Origin of the sequence: Serratia sp. JUb9 (genome assembly GCF_014298095.1) — a bacterium.
In the GTDB taxonomy this organism is placed as follows: Bacteria; Pseudomonadota; Gammaproteobacteria; order Enterobacterales; family Enterobacteriaceae; genus Serratia_B; species Serratia_B rhizosphaerae.
The window spans coordinates 3831478-3847228 of record NZ_CP060416.1; the positions used below are offsets into that span (position 1 = coordinate 3831478).

Genomic DNA, 15751 nt, shown 5'->3' on the forward strand with positions numbered 1-15751 from the left:
GCGAGGTAACATTCCCCTGCCGCCGCCGCTTTCGGGTACTATAGCGGCTAACCCGATAACGCCCGTTAGGACACACCACCGTGAGCACACACCGACTGATACAGGTTCTGGAACAGCAGATCGCCCAACTGGCCGGCGAGGTTTCGCCGCACGGCGACGCGCCGATCCCGCAGGCCCGCTTCGACAGTGCGCTGTTCAGCCACCAAGGCACGCGGCTGCGCGACTATCTGGCGCAGATTCAGCACAACTTTGCGCAACTGCAAACCGCGGTCAGTGAAAGCCGTACGCCGCAGGTGGCGTTTCTGGCGGAAAAGCTGGTGGCACAGATCGCCGCGCTGCAACGCGAACTGGCGACGCAGGCGCTGCGGCGTAAAAACCAGCCCAAAGCGGCAAAAGAGGAAGATCTGTATCACAAGCTGGCGGAACATCAGGATTATGAACGTCGGCTGATCGCCATGATTCAGGACCGGGAAAGTTTACTCGGCGCTCAGACCACGCTGGCGGCGCAGCGCAAGCTGCAGCAGGAAGTGGCGGCGCTGGAGGGACGCCTGATGCGCTGTCGTCAAGCGCTGACGCGCATCGAGCGCGGCATTGAGCGTAAAGAAAACGGTTTTTGAAGATTTGTCACAATATTTGAAGGAAAATGCCCGGCGGCGGCCGTCCTTCACTATACTCAATGCTTGCTCACGGGTAGCTTCCCGTTATTTTCCGACATATTAGGCACGACCATGCCGGATATATTTACTCATTGAATTAAACGTTGGATTTATGTCCCTAGAAAATGCTTCACCGGAATTACAGCTGGCGGTAGACCTGATTTACCTGCTGGAGTGTAACGAGATCGATCCAGCCACCGCGCTGGCGGCGCTGGATATTGTTAAACGGGACTATCAGGAAAAACTGCAGCGCACCGGCGTCACCTCGCCTTATCTGCCGGAAAGCTGAGGCGACGACGCCGCTTAAAACGTCAGCACCTTCTCTGCCGCCAGCGTCCACTGCGCCAGTTCCACCAGCGTGCCAATCTCCACGCCGTCGGTCAGCGTCAAGCGGCTGACGCCGCGCGCATCGGCACAGGTCTTGCACAGTTTGATCGGCACCTGCTGCGCCGTCAGAATTTCCAGCATCTGCTGCAAATGATAGCCCTCATGCGGCTGCTGCCCGGCAATGCCGGCCACCACCGCATCGGACATCAGAAAAATCTTCAGCTCCAGCGCGCTCTGCTGTTCTTTCAGCGCGATCGCCAGGCGTAACGCGTTAAACAGGGATTCCTGGCCATAGGCTGCGCCGCTGGCGACCAACACGATAGATGACATCACTTCTCCTTAACCCAGGCTCGGCCCGGCGTATATTCAGGAAGTCAGCGCCGCACAATCGGACGGTTTAACGCGCAGCGTCGGACAATACTGCACCATTTCGATAAACGCATCGACCAGCGCCGCCGCCTCCCCCTTCAGATCGAAGGTTTCCGGCATAAACAGCCAGTTTTCCATCAAACCGGTGACGTAAGCGCGTAAAATAACCGCCGCGCGCCGGGTATGCAGATCGGCCGGCAGCTGACCGCAGCGCATGCTGCTGCGCAGCACGCTTTCAATATGATCGTAACTTTCGAGGTATAAAACTTTGTGAATGTCATGCAGCTGCATCATTTCGCCGACAAACTCACATTTATGAAAGAGAATCTCCATCAGAGCGCGGCGGCGTACGTCGTCCACCGTCGCCGTCAGGACATAAATGAGGATTTCACGTAAAATCCTCAGTGGATTATCAGGAAACTTTGCCTGATACTCTATTTCAAGGTCGCCTATTTTCGACTCTGATAATTCCCAAACTTCGTTAAACAGGTCTACCTTATTCTTGAAATGCCAGTAAATCGCACCGCGCGTCACCCCGGCTGCCGTTGCAATATCTGTGAGCGACGTGGCGGAAACGCCGCGCTCGGAAAATTCTCGCACCGCAGCGTCGAGAATCTGTTGTCGGGTTTCTTGCGCCTGCTGTTTGGTTTTTCGTGCCATGGCATTGTTTTTTCGGGGGAGCGTGATTTACATACATTTGCGAATGTATGTACCATAGCACGCACATAAAATTAACGCAGCAATGGGTTTGCGCGCTTGTGATCCATTGATCATTTTGAAATCGGACACTTGAGGTCTTTCTATGAACAAAAACAGAGGGTTAACGCCTCTGGCGGCAGTTCTGATGCTTTCCGGCAGCTTAGCGCTTACAGGATGTGATAATAAAGAAGCCCAACAGCAAGGCGCTCAACAGGCACCCGAAGTGGGCGTGGTTACCTTGAAGGCACAGCCTCTCAATATGACAACCGACCTGCCTGGCCGCACCGCTGCATATCGCATCGCCGAAGTTCGCCCTCAGGTCGGCGGCATCATCCTGAAACGTAACTTTGTCGAAGGCAGCGATATCAAGGCCGGCGAATCTTTGTATCAAATCGATCCTGCCACCTACCAGGCCAACTACAACAGTGCCAAAGGTGATCTGGCCAAAGCACAGGCCGCGGCGGAAATCGCACGTTTAACCGTCAACCGTTACAAACCATTGCTGGGTACCAACTACATCAGTAAGCAAGATTACGATACCGCTACCTCCACCCTGCAGCAAAACAACGCCGCAGTGCTGGCCGCCAAGGCCGCGGTGGAAACCGCCCGCATCAATCTGGCTTACACCAAGGTGACCTCGCCAATTTCCGGCCGCATTGGCAAGTCCTCTGTGACCGAAGGCGCGCTGGTAACGACCGGGCAGAGCACCGCGCTGGCCACCGTACAGCAGCTGGATCCGATGTATGTCGACGTCACGCAGTCAAGCAACGATTTCCTGCGTCTGAAACAGGAGCTGGCTAACGGCACCCTGAAACAGGAAAACGGCAAGGCAAAAGTCAAGCTGCTGCTGGAAAACGGTCAAGAATACGCACAGGAAGGTTCCCTGGAGTTCTCCGACGTCACCGTCGATGAAACCACCGGTTCCATCACCATCCGCGCGGTATTCCCTAACCCGAACGACCAGCTGCTGCCCGGCATGTTCGTGCGCGCCCGTCTGGATGAAGGCGTACGCAGCAACGCGCTGTTGGTGCCACAGCAGGGCGTGACGCGCAACCCGCGCGGTCAGGCTACCGCTTTGGTGGTCGGTGCCGACAACAAGGTTGAAATGCGTACCCTGCAGGCTGACCAGGCCATCGGCGACAAATGGCTGGTTACCGACGGTCTGAAATCCGGCGACCGCGTGATCGTCACCGGTCTGATGACGACCAAGCCAGGCATGCAGGTAAAAGCACAAGAAGTTGACACTCAGGCGCAAAAACAGCCGCAGGCTGACGCGCAGAAGTCATAAAAAGGAGCCGGTAATACATGGCTAAGTTCTTTATAGATCGCCCCATTTTCGCCTGGGTAATCGCCATCATCGTGATGTTGGCAGGGGTGCTTGCGATAATGAAACTGCCGATTGCGCAGTATCCGACTATCGCACCGCCGGCGGTGACCATCTCCGCCACCTACCCTGGCGCGGATGCCACCACGGTGCAGGACACCGTTACGCAGATTATCGAACAGAATATGAACGGTATCGATAATCTGATGTACATGTCCTCCTCCAGTGACTCCTCCGGCAGCGTGCAAATCACGCTGACGTTTGATTCCGGCACCGATCCTGACATCGCGCAGGTACAGGTTCAGAACAAACTGTCGCTGGCAACCCCGCTGTTGCCGCAGGAAGTACAGCAACAAGGTCTGAAAGTAGAGAAATCCAGCAGTAGCTTCCTGATGGTGGCCGGCTTCGTTTCCGACGATCCGAACATGACTCAGGATGACATTGCCGACTACGTGGCCTCCAACATCAAAGACCCGATCAGCCGTGCTTCCGGCGTGGGTGAAGTGCAGCTGTTCGGCGCCCAGTACGCAATGCGCGTCTGGCTGGACCCGAACAAGCTGAACAACTTCCAGCTGACGACCACCGATGTCACCAGCGCCATCACCGAGCAGAACAACCAGATCGCTGCCGGTCAGCTGGGCGGCATGCCGCCGGTAGAAGGCCAGCAGCTTAACGCCTCCATCATCGCGCAGACCCGTCTGAAGACGCCGGAGGAGTTCGGTAAGATTCTGCTGAAGGTGAACAGCGACGGTTCACAGGTGCGCCTGCAGGACGTGGCGCGCATTGAGCGCGGCGCGGAAAGCTACGCCGTAACCGCACGCTACAACGGCAAACCGGCCGCCGGCCTGGGTATCAAACTGGCGACCGGCGCCAACGCGCTGAACACCGCCGCGGCGGTCAAAGCCGAGCTGGGCAAACTGCAGCCGTTCTTCCCGCAGGGAATGAAAGTGGTCTATCCGTACGACACCACGCCGTTCGTTAAAATTTCCATTAACGAAGTGGTGAAAACGCTGTTTGAAGCGATCGTGCTGGTGTTCCTGGTAATGTACCTGTTCCTGCAAAACTTCCGCGCTACGCTGATTCCAACCATCGCGGTGCCGGTCGTCTTGCTGGGTACGTTCGCCATCCTGGCGGCGTTCGGCTTCTCGATAAACACCCTGACGATGTTCGGCATGGTGTTGGCGATAGGCCTATTGGTGGATGACGCCATCGTGGTGGTGGAAAACGTCGAGCGTGTGATGTCCGAGGAAGGGCTACCGCCGAAAGAAGCCACCAAGAAATCGATGGGGCAGATTCAGGGCGCGCTGGTCGGTATCGCTATGGTGCTGTCTGCGGTATTTATCCCGATGGCCTTCTTCGGCGGTTCTACCGGCGCCATCTACCGTCAGTTCTCGATCACCATCGTTTCCGCGATGGCGCTGTCGGTGCTGGTGGCAATGATCCTGACGCCTGCGCTGTGCGCCACCATGCTCAAACCGATCCCGAAAGGCGATCACGGAGTGAAGACCGGCTTCTTCGGCTGGTTCAACCGCATGTTCGAAAAGAGCACGCACCACTACACCGACAGCGTGGCCAACATTCTGCGCAGCACCGGTCGTTATCTGCTGATTTACCTGCTGATCGTCGTGGGCATGGCGTTCCTGTTCCTGCGTCTGCCTTCTTCATTCCTGCCGGATGAAGACCAGGGCATTCTGCTGACCATGGTGCAGCTGCCTGCCGGCGCGACGGAAGCACGTACGGCGAAAGTGCTGGAAGAGGTTACCGACCACTTCCTGACCAAAGAAAAAGATAACGTGGTGTCAGTGTTTACCGTTGCCGGCTTCGGCTTTAACGGTAACGGCCAGAACAACGGCCTGTCATTCGTCAGCCTGAAAGACTGGAACGAACGTCCGGGCAGCGAGAACAAGGTCGAGGCAATTGCCGGCCGTGCGATGGCCGCCTTCTCCAAAATCAAAGACGGGATGGTGATTCCATTCAACCTGCCGGCGATTATCGAGCTGGGCACCGCGACCGGTTTTGACTTCGAACTGATTGACCAGGGCGGTTTAGGCCACGAAAAACTGACCGAAGCGCGTAACCAACTGCTGGGCATGGCCGCACAGCACCCGGATATGCTGGTCGGTATGCGTCCTAACGGCCTGGAAGATACGCCGCAGTTCAAACTGACCGTCGACCAGGAGAAAGCCAAGGCGCTGGGCGTCAGCCTGACCACCATCAACAATACGCTGACCACCGCACTGGGCGGCTCATACGTCAACGACTTCATCGACCGCGGTCGTGTGAAGAAAGTGTACGTACAGTCTGATGCGCCGTACCGTATGCTGCCGGAAGATATCAATAAATGGTATGTCCGCGGCGAATCCAGTCAGATGGTGCCGTTCTCCGCCTTCTCCAGCGCCAAATGGGAATACGGTTCACCACGTCTGGAACGTTATAACGGTCTGCCGTCTATGGAGATCCTCGGCCAGGCTGCGCCAGGTAAGAGTACCGGTGAAGCCATGAACCTGATGGAAGAGCTGGCGTCGAAACTGCCAAGCGGCGTAGGTTACGACTGGACCGGTATGTCCTATCAGGAACGTCTGTCCGGTAACCAGGCGCCGTCACTGTACGCGATCTCGATTCTGGTGGTGTTCCTGTGTCTGGCAGCGCTGTATGAGAGCTGGTCAATTCCGTTCTCGGTCATGCTGGTTCTGCCACTCGGGGTTATCGGCGCACTGCTGGCCGCCACAATGCGCGGCATGAACAACGACGTTTACTTCCAGGTGGGCCTGCTGACAACCATTGGGCTATCGGCGAAGAACGCGATATTAATCGTCGAATTCGCCAAGGATCTGATGGAAAAAGAAGGTAAGGGCCTGATTGAGGCGACGCTGGATGCGGTACGCATGCGTCTGCGCCCAATCCTGATGACCTCACTGGCGTTTATCCTCGGGGTACTGCCGCTGGTTATCAGCTCCGGCGCTGGCTCCGGCGCTCAGAACGCGGTAGGTACCGGCGTAATGGGCGGGATGATTACCGCCACCGTACTGGCTATCTTCTTTGTTCCGGTCTTCTTCGTGGTGGTACGCCGCCGCTTCACCAAGAAGTCTGAAGATATCGAGCACAGCCATCCGGTTGAACATCGTTAATCGCATTTAAGTTAACACCAAGGCCGCGCAAGCGGCCTTTTTTTTGCCTAGCGTTTCCTTCCCTTTTCCTTCACCTATTTTGCACTTGATCGTAACCGGCAAGCGGCGCATAATATTTGTTATGATATAACATATCAAATGGAGCCTATCATGAAACCCGACATTCATCCGCAATACCGCCCGGTGGTCTTCCACGATCTGAGCGCCAATAGCTACTTCAAAATAGGGTCGACCATCAAAACCGATCGCACCGTGGAGTTCGAAGGCGAAACGCTGCCCTACGTCACCATTGACGTCTCCTCTGCTTCACATCCGTATTACACCGGCAAGCAGAAAGAGTTCTCGAAAGAAGGCAGCACCGCACGTTTCCAACAGCGTTTCGGCCGCTTTATCGGCAGCAAATAAGGGATCAACATGCAGGTTTTAAGTTCATTGCGTTCGGCGAAGAATCGCCACCCGGATTGCAAAGTTGTGCGCCGCCGCGGCCGCATCTATGTGATCTGTAAGTCCAATCCGCGCTTTAAAGCGGTACAGGGGCGTAAGAAAAAGCGTTAACCATAGTGCCTCATCTGTCGCCAAAGCCCCACAGCCGTTTGCGGGGCTTTTTTTTGTGCCGGCAAGTTCCGGCCCCGTTTGGCACAGGGCGCGGAAAGGTTATTTCATACCGGCAACCATCGCATTGACATTGTGTTTAAACGCTTTCACATAGGAAGAAGCTGGCCCTCGGTCATCGGATAACGCCTCCGGATACAGTTCACCACCGGCCTTGGCGCCGGTTGCTGCCGCAATTTGCTTCACCAGGCGGGGATCGGTCTGATTCTCAATGAAATAGCTGTGTACGCCCTCATGTTTAATTTGTTCGATTAAGCCGGCAACCTTGCTGGCACTGGCCTCCGATTCGGTTGAAAAACCTACCGGTGCAAGGAAGGTCACGCCATATTCCTGGCCAAAATAGCCGAAGGCATCATGGCTGGTCAGTACCTTACGCCGCTGAGGCGCAACTGTCGCAAACTCACTCTTGGCCCAGCTGTCCAACTGTTGCAGTTGCTGTACGTAGGCTTTGCCACGCTGACGAAAATAGTCAGCGTCCTGCGGGTCGGCAACCACCAGCGCATTCATCACATTGGTGGCGTACCGGACGCCGTTCTTCATGCTGTTCCAGGCGTGCGGGTCGGTAACCTGCTTCCCCTCTTCCTCCATGTGACGCGTATCGATCCCCTCCGAGGCGATAACCACCGGCCCCTGGTAGCCCGAAGCGCTAACCAGCCGGTCCAGCCATCCCTCCAGCCCCAGCCCGCTAACAAACACCACGTCGGCCTGCTTCAGGGCCTTGCTGTCCCGTGGCGACGGCTGGAACGCGTGCGGATCGCCATTCGGCCCGACCAGTGACACCACGTTAACGTGCTCGCCGCCCACCTGTTTAACGATATCCGCCAGAACGGAAAAACTGGCGACGGCCTCCACGGTTTTCGCCATTGCCGCCGGACTGGCCAATAACGATGCCACCAAAACGATTGATAAAGGTTTCATATTTTCTCCTTGCCATTACGCCAAACGACGCCGCACTACGGGAAATATCCCGCCGTGCGCGCCAAACAATACTGAAATGAAAAAGACAAGACTGGCGCTCAACACAATCGACGGCCCAGCCGGCAGCGACGCATAATAGGAGCCGATCAGCCCGACCAGACAGGCAAACATCGCCAGTCCCATAGAAACCAGCAGCGTTTGTGGCAAGTCGCGTGCCCAAAAACGCGCACTGGCGGCAGGCAGCATCATCACCCCCACCGACATCAATGTGCCGAGGATCTGAAAGCCCGCCACCAGATTAAGTACCACCAACGCCAGAAATACGCCGTGGATCAGCGCCTGCCGGCGCGGCGTGCTGACGCGCAGAAAGGTTACGTCAAAGGCCTCAATCACCAGCGCGCGGTACAGCGCCGCCAACATCAGCAGCGACAGCGTGGCGATCGCCCCCACCATGACCATTGCCTGAGCGTCGATTGCCAAAATCGAGCCGAACAGCACGTGTAACAGATCCACGCTGGAGCCACGCAGCGAAACCAGGGTGACGCCCAACGCCAGCGAACCTAGATAAAACCCGGCAAAGCTGGCGTCTTCCTTTAATGGCGTACGTCGGCTGACCACGCCGGACAGCATCGCCACCGCCAGCCCGGCGACAAACCCGCCGGCGCCCATCGCCACCAGCGACATACCGGAGATCAGATAGCCGATGGCCGCCCCCGGTAACACCGCATGCGACAACGCATCACCCACCAGGCTCATACGCCGCAGCAGCAGTAATACCCCCAACGGCGCGCTGCTCAGTGACAGCGCCAGGCAGGCGACCAACGCACGGCGCATAAAACCAAACGAAGTAAAGGGATCCGCCAGCAGGTGAAGCAGCATCATGGCGTGACCGCCTGCCGATATGTCACCGTATTGCCCACACGGCCTTGCGTCAGCACTTCGTCTGCAGTTCCCCAGCGGCAGTGCTGCGCGCTCAGCAGCAACGCCTGTGGAAAATGGTCGGCCACCATTGCCATATCATGCAGTACGGCGATCAGCGTTTTTCCCTGCCGGTGTAATTGTTCAATCACCCGCAGCAGCAGCCCGGTCGTCGCAGTATCAATGCCGGTAAAAGGCTCATCGAGCAGAATCAACGGCGTTTGCTGTACCAGCAGGCGGGCGAACAGCGCCCGCTGCAACTGCCCGCCTGATAACGCATTAAGCGGCCTGTGCACCAGCGACGTCATACCTACCGTTTCCAGCGCCTCCGTAATACATTGCCGCTGCGCCCGCTTGACCGCGCCAAAGATGCCGCTTCGCCGCCAGCACCCCATCGCCACCAGGTCGCCTACCGTAATGGGAAACTGGCGATCAAGTTCAAGCTGCTGCGGCAAATAGGCGATCGCCGGCGGTGGATGGGGGCTGAACTTCAGTGAGCCGCCCTGCAGCGGCAGAAGTCCGGCAATGGTTTTCAGCAGCGTAGATTTACCAGCGCCGTTCACGCCGATTACCGCCGTCAGTGAGCCGGAGGCAAAATGTCCGCTTAACGGAGGAAACAGCGGAAGGTCGCCATAGCCGACGGTCGCCTGATGCAACGCGATCATGGCAGCGCCACCGCCCAGGCGATGGCCAGCCACAAAACAGCCAGCAACAATACAACCGCCAGGCAACGACGAGCGGCCGAGACGGTGAAAACACTGACGTTCACCGCCGGTTTCAGATTACGTTCAGGAGAATGTTGGGACATACTGGTCACCTTATGCAAATGTTATAATATAACATCACACAAACAAAGATAACTCAAGCCGCCGCCGTTTTGCATCAGGAAAAGCTATCGCCGGCCAAACACGGCGGAAGCGTATCCATCACAGGCCATTAGAACGGACGTTCAGCCAGGTTTAGCCCCTGCGTACACGGAAAAAATGAAGAGAACACAAAGAGTGCCAACGCCGTATTGGAAATGGCGTAAAATGGAAAAATAATAGAGTAAACGGTAAGAATTTATGCATATCACCTTGGCATGTACCCTGGAAACGGCACCAGCCTCAGCAGATCAATTAAAAAGCGTCATTAATGAGAAACGTACAGAACTGGCTCCCTTACTCACCAGCGAGCTGCGCTATTATTCTGAAAATGCGCGCTATGTCGATGGTTCATTAGAAATACTTGATATTCAAAATTTGTCCGGCCTAGATTATTCAATGAGTTATCGTTACCAGTGGCACATTTTTAATGCCTGTCTGGATATCAATACACAAGAAACCGTCAACGGCAGCGTTCGATTCACCCAGGTTCCACAAGGATTAATTTTTGATATAATCGATAACACGCCTCCGTCACCTGCCGATGAATTGTAAGTTTACGTAATAATGACAGGCCGAACGCGGCGAAATGTTTTATATTTAAAATATCTGGAATAATTGATGCAACAGCGAGAAAATCATCTCGTCGCCGGATTAACTTGATGTTTCATGCCAGGCAACGGCGTTGCGGTTTCAAACGTAAAGGGGTTATACGGAAAGTTTATATGCCCTAAATAATTCGAGTTACAGGAAGGCGGCAAGGGAACAAATCCCGATGGACCTGCTCAGGTAAGTGATTCGGGTAACCGAGTGCGTCAACATAGCTGCAACTTGAAGCATGCCGGGTATAAACTGTATCCGTTAATGACATCAATCCATCTACTCACCAAGTGCGGTCACCCAGAAATTAAGATTTGCGGAGGAGATGATATGGATGAGTACTCGCCGAAACGGCATGATATTGCTCAACTCAAATTCTTGTGTGAAAATTTGTACGATGAAGGCATCGCGACGTTGGGCGACAGTCACCACGGCTGGGTCAACGATCCGACATCGGCCGTCAACCTGCAACTGAATGAACTGATCGAACATATTGCTTCGTTTGTGATGAGTTATAAAATAAAATACATGGATGAAAGTGATTTTTCAGAATTGGTCGAAGAGTATCTCGACGATACCTACACGTTATTTAGTAACTACGGTATTAACGATTCCGATCTGCGCCGTTGGCAAAAAACCAAACTGCGATTATTCAGAATGTTCTCAGGAGAGGTTTGCTGTACGAAAATGAAAACTTAGGGGATAATTACCCCCAAATATTTAACTGTTTAAATAAGATTAATGACTATAAGGCTATCATGACAAAAACCGACTATCTGATGCGTTTACGTAAATGCACCACTATAGATACTCTTGAGAGAGTGATTGAAAAAAACAAGTACGCGCTATCCGATGATGAGCTAGAACTGTTTTACTCCGCAGCCGATCACCGTCTGGCGGAACTCACCATGAATAAGCTGTACGACAAAATCCCAACGTCTGTTTGGAAATATGTAAGATAATCAGTCGTTCAACTGCGTTGAGCCGATGCCGCTATCGGCCTCAATGATAAATCCCCTTTGGCTATTTTCTTATTTTTAACCGTCTCGGTTTTGACATTGAAAGTTCTGCAGGATTAATTGGAAGCACTCTTCAATTAACGGTGAGCGTATTCCCTGCCTGGCGCGCATCAGTGCGACACTGCGGCTCAGCAACGGCTGTTGTAAATGGACCAGCGCTAATTCATCATCATGCAAATGCGTTGTATACAACTGCGGCAAAATGGCCACCGCTAATTGCGAACGCACCAGCCCATATAAGGTCTCCAGAAAATCGACCTGATAACGGGGGGTGAAATTAAGCCGATGGGTTTCCGCCAGCGCCGTCACCAACCGGCTGACGTTCCCTTTGGAAAAGAGCGCAATATCCCGGCCGATTAACTGTCGCCAGGGCACATGATGAGATTCCGCCAGGGGATCGTCGCGATGCGCCACCACGATAAACGGGTCTTCCAGCAACGGGTGAATTTCCAGCGTCGCCGGTACCGAACGGTCAAGAGCGCCAATGCCGAAGTCAATCTGCCCGTTGTCCAACTGCGTCAATAAAGAATCATTGGTCTGATCGTGATATTCCACGCGCAAACGGGGAAAATACTGCATCAATAATTGCGGCACCGCGGGAAACAAAAGGCTGCCCACCGACGGCACCAGGCCGATACGCAGCGTACCGTCGCCCCCGTCCAGCATAATTTTCTGCATATCATCAAACGACGCCTGCGCCACATTCAGCAATCGTTCGGCATGCGGCAAAATCGCGGCTCCCAGCTCGGTTAATGTCACCGCCGACGCGGTGCGATTGACCAGCCGTCCGCCCAGCACCGATTCTATCTGTCGTAACGCACTGCTCAGCGCCGGCTGACTGATCGCCAAGCGGTGCGCGGTATCGGTAAAATGCCGCAGCCTGGCCAGTGTGACAAAATACTGAATCTGTTTCAGGGAAAGCGCGGGAAGCCGGCGCCAGGGTTCAAACATCGCAACTGTCCGCCACATTACGGGGTAAACGTTTGCTACAGCATAAACGTTTCTTATCGCGCGATAAAATAAATCATCTGTGCAAACTCCGCGCTCCCCCCTAGAGTAACAGCCCTGTCATTTTTCAGGGTAATTATCATGGCCTCCTCCTCCGTCAGCCTCCACGAACGTCAACGCGCCATTGCCGCCGCGCTGGGGAAAACGCCGTTCGATCTGTTGCTGACCAACGCCCGCATCGTCGATATGGCTACCGGCGAAATTCGCCCGGCCGATGTCGGCATCGTCGGCGTGCTGATTGCCAGCGTACACCCCTGCGGCGCCTTCTCCGCCGCACACGATACGCATGATTTAAACGGCGCCTATCTCAGCCCGGGGCTGATCGATACCCATGTGCACGTTGAAAGCTCCCATTTACCGCCGGCGCGCTACGCGGAAATCGTTGTCGCACAAGGCACCACCACCATCTTCTGGGACCCGCATGAGCTGGCCAACGTACTCGGTGTCGCCGGCGTACGTTACGCCATTGACGCCAGCCGCGATCTGCCGCTGCGGGTCATTTGCGCAGCGCCGTCCAGCGTGCCGTCAACGCCCGGGTTGGAGATGTCCGGGGCGGATTTTGCCGGCCAGGAAATGGAAACCATGCTGGGCTGGCCAGAGGTGGCCGGCGTCGCCGAAGTGATGGATATGCACGGCGTGCTCAACGGCAGCGAACGGATGATGGAGATCTTAAGCGCCGGCCTCAACAGCGGCAAACTGATTGAAGGCCATGCCCGCGGCCTGAGCGGTGCTGAGCTGCAGGCGTACCTCGCTGCCGGCGTCACCTCCGACCATGAGCTGACCTCGGCTGATGACGCACTGGAAAAACTGCGTGCCGGCCTGACCCTGGAAATTCGCGGCTCTCACCCTTATCTGCTGCCGGATATCGTCGCGGTGCTGAAAAGCCTGCCGCACCTGTCGTCCCAGATCACCGTCTGCACCGATGACGTTCCGCCGGATACGCTGCTGGAAAAAGGCGGCATTATCGCCCTGCTGAATATGCTGATCGAGCACGGCCTGCCGTCAACTGACGCCCTGAGGATGGCAACGCTTAACGCCGCCATCCGCCTGCAACGCAACGATCTGGGGCTGATCGCCGCCGGGCGACGCGCCGATCTGGTGGTGTTTGACACACTGGAACAGCTTTGCGCCCGCCGGGTATACGTTTCCGGGCGCTGCAGCGCCCAGCACGGCAAAATGCTGACGCCGGTGGCCGACAATCCGCAGCTCAGCGTACCGCGCGATACCCTGCGCCTGGCGCCGCCGGCGGCACAGGCGTTTGTCCTGAAGGTGCCAAACATCAGGCACGGGCAGGCCACGCTGCGCCATATCAAAGGCGCGCGCTTTACCCAGTGGGGTGAAACCACGGTGGAGGTGCGTGACGGCCAGGTACAGCTGCCGGCCGGCTTCAGCCTGATCTGGGTGCAGCACCGTCACGGTCGCCATCAGGCGATACCGCAGCTGGCGCTGCTGGAAGGCTGGGGAGAGCTGCGCGGCGCCATCGCCACCAGCTACTCTCACGACTCGCATAACCTGGTGGTGCTGGGGCGAGATCCGCAGGATATGGCGATTGCGGCCAACGCGCTGATCGCCAGCGGCGGCGGCATGGCACTCAGCCAGAACGGCGAAATACTGGCGCAGGTCGCCATGCCTATCGCCGGTATGCTGTCGGATCTGCCGTCGGCCGAACTCGCGCAGCAGTTCAAAAACCTGCGCGACCTTAGCGCCAAAATCGCCGACTGGGAACCGCCCTACCGGGTCTTCAAGGCCATCGAGGGCACCTGTCTGGCCTGTAACGCCGGGCCGCACCTGACCGATCTTGGTCTGACCGACGGCACCACGCGGCAGATTGTCGATCCGCTGGTCGCCTGCTGGGAAACGCCGGCCTGAAAATAAACATAATAATGATGATGCCTACCCGGCCGTCACGGTTCGGGTTACAAAACAGGAGAGCCTTAAATGGCCGATAATTCAGTGAATGCTCCAGCACCGGGGAGCTGGTTACAACGACGTTTTCAACTGCACGCCCGGCGCAGTACGGTTAAAAGCGAGTGCCTGGCGGGCGTCACCGGTTTTCTGGCGGCCGCCTACCTGCTGGTGGTGATCCCCGGCCTGCTGGCGGTTGGCGGCATGGATAAAGGCGCGGCAACCACCGGTACGATTTTGGTCTTTGTCGCCGGTACGCTGCTGATGGCGTTTTACGGCAACCTGCCGTTTATCGTCGGGCCGGGCATCGGCGGTTCGGTCTTGGTCGGCGTGACGCTGGCCGGCAGTGAGGACATCAGCTGGCAGATCGGGCTGGGGATCGCCTGCTGGTCAGGTATCCTGTTTTTTGCGCTGACCCTGTTCGGGCTGCGGGAAGTGGTGACCCGTTCCGTACCGCAGTCGATAAAGCTAGGTCTGACCGCGTCAATCGGCCTGTTCGTCGCCGTGCTGGGCTTTCGTAACGCCGGGCTGGTGCTGGCCAACGCCAAATCCAACGCCCTGATGCTGGGGGATTTCACCGCGCCGGGCGCGCTGGTGGCGCTGGCCGGGCTGTTTTTAGCCATCGCCCTGCAGGCAAGAAAAATTCCCGGCGCTATCCTGTGGGCGATACTGTTCGCCACGCTGATCGGCATTCCGTTCGGCGTCACCCAATTGCCCGCCCGTTTTATCGCCGCGCCGCACGCGCTGACGCCGGTTTGGGCGCAGGTGGATATGCTGGGGGCGCTGAATATCGCCTTCCTGCCGTTCCTGTTCGTCTTTTTTGCCTCCGAGTTCTTCTCTACCATGGGCACCACGCTGGCGGTCGGCGGCGAAGCTGGTCTGCTGGACGAACACGGCAATATGCCGCAGATCAACCGCCCCTTTATGGTGGACTCCATCGCCGCCGCGCTGGGTCCCTGGGTCGGTATTCCGGCGGCAACGGCGCTGATCGAATCTTCCGCCGCCGCTGAAGCCGGCGGTAAGACCGGGCTGACCTCGCTCGCCGCCGCCGTCATGTTCCTGCTGATGCTGCTCTTTACCCCGGTAGCGTTGATGATCCCCAAAGAGGCGACCGCCCCGGCGCTGATTTTGATCGGGTTGAATATGTTCAGCGGACTGCGCAAGGTCGATTTAGCCAACTTTACCGACGGCCTGCCGGTGCTGATGATGGTGATGATCACGCTGATCGCCAACAGCTTCGGCACCGGAATCGCCGGCGGGCTGCTGTTTTATATCATTATCAAGGCGATCGCCGGGAAATGGCGCGAGGTGCCGGCAGGCCTGTATCTGCTGGCAATCCCGCTGGTCTACTACTTCGCTACGCTGGTCAGGCATTAATCTCAGCGGCATCGGCGCAGGCCGATGC

Annotated in this window: 18 protein-coding genes; 11 read left to right on the forward strand and 7 right to left on the reverse strand. The window is 56.5% G+C overall.

Features of this window, described 5'->3' with window-relative positions:
• Window positions 1–80 precede the first annotated feature (80 nt).
• Both priC and rsmS read left to right on the forward strand, forming a co-directional pair.
• Entirely contained in the window at window positions 81–617 is a 537-nt protein-coding gene (priC, locus tag HF675_RS18100) for a primosomal replication protein PriC (RefSeq protein ID WP_105230054.1), read from the forward strand.
• Between the two features lie 151 nt (window positions 618–768).
• Window positions 769–945 (forward strand): pleiotropic regulatory protein RsmS, encoded by a 177-nt coding sequence (gene rsmS, locus HF675_RS18105; RefSeq protein ID WP_105230053.1) that lies wholly within the window; start codon window positions 769–771, stop codon window positions 943–945.
• Window positions 946–959: 14 nt separating this feature from the next.
• Here the strand turns inward: rsmS and HF675_RS18110 are convergent, their stop codons facing one another.
• Together HF675_RS18110 and acrR are read right to left on the reverse strand one after the other, a co-directional pair.
• Entirely contained in the window at window positions 960–1313 is a 354-nt protein-coding gene (locus tag HF675_RS18110) for a DsrE/DsrF/TusD sulfur relay family protein (protein WP_105230052.1), read from the reverse strand.
• 36 nt (window positions 1314–1349) lie between these two features.
• Window positions 1350–2012, reverse strand: a complete 663-nt coding sequence (gene acrR / locus HF675_RS18115) for a multidrug efflux transporter transcriptional repressor AcrR (protein WP_105230051.1) — start codon at window positions 2010–2012, stop codon at window positions 1350–1352.
• Between the two features lie 142 nt (window positions 2013–2154).
• Between acrR and sdeX the strand changes: the two genes are divergently transcribed.
• The 4 genes from sdeX to ykgO all read left to right on the forward strand — a co-directional run bounded on the left by sdeX (window position 2155) and on the right by ykgO (window position 7058).
• The gene (gene sdeX / locus HF675_RS18120; RefSeq protein ID WP_105230050.1) at window positions 2155–3339 is read left to right on the forward strand and encodes a multidrug efflux RND transporter periplasmic adaptor subunit SdeX; all 1185 of its coding nucleotides are present in this window, start codon (window positions 2155–2157) and stop codon (window positions 3337–3339) included.
• A 17-nt stretch (window positions 3340–3356) separates the two neighbouring features.
• Window positions 3357–6503, forward strand: a complete 3147-nt coding sequence (gene sdeY, locus HF675_RS18125) for a multidrug efflux RND transporter permease subunit SdeY (protein WP_187043537.1) — start codon at window positions 3357–3359, stop codon at window positions 6501–6503.
• 150 nt (window positions 6504–6653) lie between these two features.
• Window positions 6654–6908, forward strand: coding sequence for a type B 50S ribosomal protein L31 (locus HF675_RS18130; protein ID WP_015671227.1), 255 nt, complete (start codon window positions 6654–6656; stop codon window positions 6906–6908).
• A gap of 9 nt (window positions 6909–6917) precedes the next feature.
• Window positions 6918–7058, forward strand: coding sequence for a type B 50S ribosomal protein L36 (gene ykgO / locus HF675_RS18135; protein ID WP_004940304.1), 141 nt, complete (start codon window positions 6918–6920; stop codon window positions 7056–7058).
• Window positions 7059–7157: 99 nt separating this feature from the next.
• Here the strand turns inward: ykgO and HF675_RS18140 are convergent, their stop codons facing one another.
• Genes HF675_RS18140 through HF675_RS18155 form a run of 4 tightly spaced genes read right to left on the reverse strand, consistent with a single transcriptional unit; the run spans window position 7158 to window position 9759 of the window.
• On the reverse strand, window positions 7158–8033 hold the full coding sequence (locus HF675_RS18140; RefSeq protein WP_105230048.1) for a metal ABC transporter substrate-binding protein: 876 nt from the start codon (window positions 8031–8033) through the stop codon (window positions 7158–7160).
• Between the two features lie 15 nt (window positions 8034–8048).
• The gene (locus HF675_RS18145) at window positions 8049–8915 is read right to left on the reverse strand and encodes a metal ABC transporter permease (RefSeq protein WP_105230047.1); all 867 of its coding nucleotides are present in this window, start codon (window positions 8913–8915) and stop codon (window positions 8049–8051) included.
• Window positions 8912–9616 carry a metal ABC transporter ATP-binding protein gene (locus tag HF675_RS18150; protein ID WP_187043538.1) on the reverse strand — a complete coding sequence of 235 codons (705 nt, stop codon included), beginning with the start codon at window positions 9614–9616 and terminating at the stop codon, window positions 8912–8914. The genes HF675_RS18145 and HF675_RS18150 overlap by 4 nt, the downstream gene beginning before the upstream one ends.
• The gene (locus tag HF675_RS18155) at window positions 9613–9759 is read right to left on the reverse strand and encodes a hypothetical protein (protein ID WP_158684784.1); all 147 of its coding nucleotides are present in this window, start codon (window positions 9757–9759) and stop codon (window positions 9613–9615) included. Before HF675_RS18155 ends, HF675_RS18150 begins: the two co-directional genes overlap by 4 nt.
• 256 nt (window positions 9760–10015) lie before the next feature.
• On the opposite strand from HF675_RS18155, the gene HF675_RS18160 reads away from it, so the two are divergent.
• The 3 genes from HF675_RS18160 (at window position 10016) to HF675_RS18170 (ending at window position 11376) form a co-directional block, all read left to right on the forward strand.
• Window positions 10016–10369, forward strand: a complete 354-nt coding sequence (locus HF675_RS18160; RefSeq protein ID WP_105230045.1) for a hypothetical protein — start codon at window positions 10016–10018, stop codon at window positions 10367–10369.
• A gap of 375 nt (window positions 10370–10744) precedes the next feature.
• Window positions 10745–11113: an Hha toxicity modulator TomB gene (gene tomB / locus HF675_RS18165; protein WP_105230044.1), complete on the forward strand. Its 369-nt coding sequence runs from the start codon at window positions 10745–10747 to the stop codon at window positions 11111–11113.
• A gap of 59 nt (window positions 11114–11172) precedes the next feature.
• A complete protein-coding gene (locus HF675_RS18170; RefSeq protein WP_015671220.1) occupies window positions 11173–11376 on the forward strand; it encodes an HHA domain-containing protein in 204 nt (67 codons plus the stop codon).
• Window positions 11377–11451: 75 nt separating this feature from the next.
• On the opposite strand, the gene HF675_RS18175 is transcribed toward HF675_RS18170, so the two are convergent.
• Window positions 11452–12384 (reverse strand): LysR family transcriptional regulator, encoded by a 933-nt coding sequence (locus HF675_RS18175; protein WP_187043539.1) that lies wholly within the window; start codon window positions 12382–12384, stop codon window positions 11452–11454.
• Window positions 12385–12522: 138 nt separating this feature from the next.
• On the opposite strand from HF675_RS18175, the gene HF675_RS18180 reads away from it, so the two are divergent.
• A complete protein-coding gene (locus HF675_RS18180; RefSeq protein ID WP_187043540.1) occupies window positions 12523–14310 on the forward strand; it encodes an adenine deaminase in 1788 nt (595 codons plus the stop codon).
• A gap of 69 nt (window positions 14311–14379) precedes the next feature.
• A complete protein-coding gene (locus HF675_RS18185) occupies window positions 14380–15723 on the forward strand; it encodes an NCS2 family permease (protein ID WP_111737623.1) in 1344 nt (447 codons plus the stop codon).
• Window positions 15724–15751 lie beyond the last annotated feature (28 nt).

Coding starts and splice junctions, on each gene's coding strand:
- ykgO (WP_004940304.1), top strand. CDS start 6,918: ATGCAGGTTTTAAGTTCATTGCGTTCGGCGAAGAATCGCCACCCGGAT.
- tomB (WP_105230044.1), top strand. CDS start 10,745: ATGGATGAGTACTCGCCGAAACGGCATGATATTGCTCAACTCAAATTC.
- HF675_RS18150 (WP_187043538.1), bottom strand. CDS start 9,616: ATGATCGCGTTGCATCAGGCGACCGTCGGCTATGGCGACCTTCCGCTG.
- HF675_RS18140 (WP_105230048.1), bottom strand. CDS start 8,033: ATGAAACCTTTATCAATCGTTTTGGTGGCATCGTTATTGGCCAGTCCG.
- acrR (WP_105230051.1), bottom strand. CDS start 2,012: ATGGCACGAAAAACCAAACAGCAGGCGCAAGAAACCCGACAACAGATT.
- sdeX (WP_105230050.1), top strand. CDS start 2,155: ATGAACAAAAACAGAGGGTTAACGCCTCTGGCGGCAGTTCTGATGCTT.
- HF675_RS18175 (WP_187043539.1), bottom strand. CDS start 12,384: ATGTTTGAACCCTGGCGCCGGCTTCCCGCGCTTTCCCTGAAACAGATT.
- HF675_RS18155 (WP_158684784.1), bottom strand. CDS start 9,759: ATGTCCCAACATTCTCCTGAACGTAATCTGAAACCGGCGGTGAACGTC.
- HF675_RS18110 (WP_105230052.1), bottom strand. CDS start 1,313: ATGTCATCTATCGTGTTGGTCGCCAGCGGCGCAGCCTATGGCCAGGAA.
- rsmS (WP_105230053.1), top strand. CDS start 769: ATGTCCCTAGAAAATGCTTCACCGGAATTACAGCTGGCGGTAGACCTG.
- HF675_RS18160 (WP_105230045.1), top strand. CDS start 10,016: ATGCATATCACCTTGGCATGTACCCTGGAAACGGCACCAGCCTCAGCA.
- HF675_RS18185 (WP_111737623.1), top strand. CDS start 14,380: ATGGCCGATAATTCAGTGAATGCTCCAGCACCGGGGAGCTGGTTACAA.
- HF675_RS18170 (WP_015671220.1), top strand. CDS start 11,173: ATGACAAAAACCGACTATCTGATGCGTTTACGTAAATGCACCACTATA.
- sdeY (WP_187043537.1), top strand. CDS start 3,357: ATGGCTAAGTTCTTTATAGATCGCCCCATTTTCGCCTGGGTAATCGCC.
- HF675_RS18130 (WP_015671227.1), top strand. CDS start 6,654: ATGAAACCCGACATTCATCCGCAATACCGCCCGGTGGTCTTCCACGAT.
- HF675_RS18180 (WP_187043540.1), top strand. CDS start 12,523: ATGGCCTCCTCCTCCGTCAGCCTCCACGAACGTCAACGCGCCATTGCC.
- HF675_RS18145 (WP_105230047.1), bottom strand. CDS start 8,915: ATGATGCTGCTTCACCTGCTGGCGGATCCCTTTACTTCGTTTGGTTTT.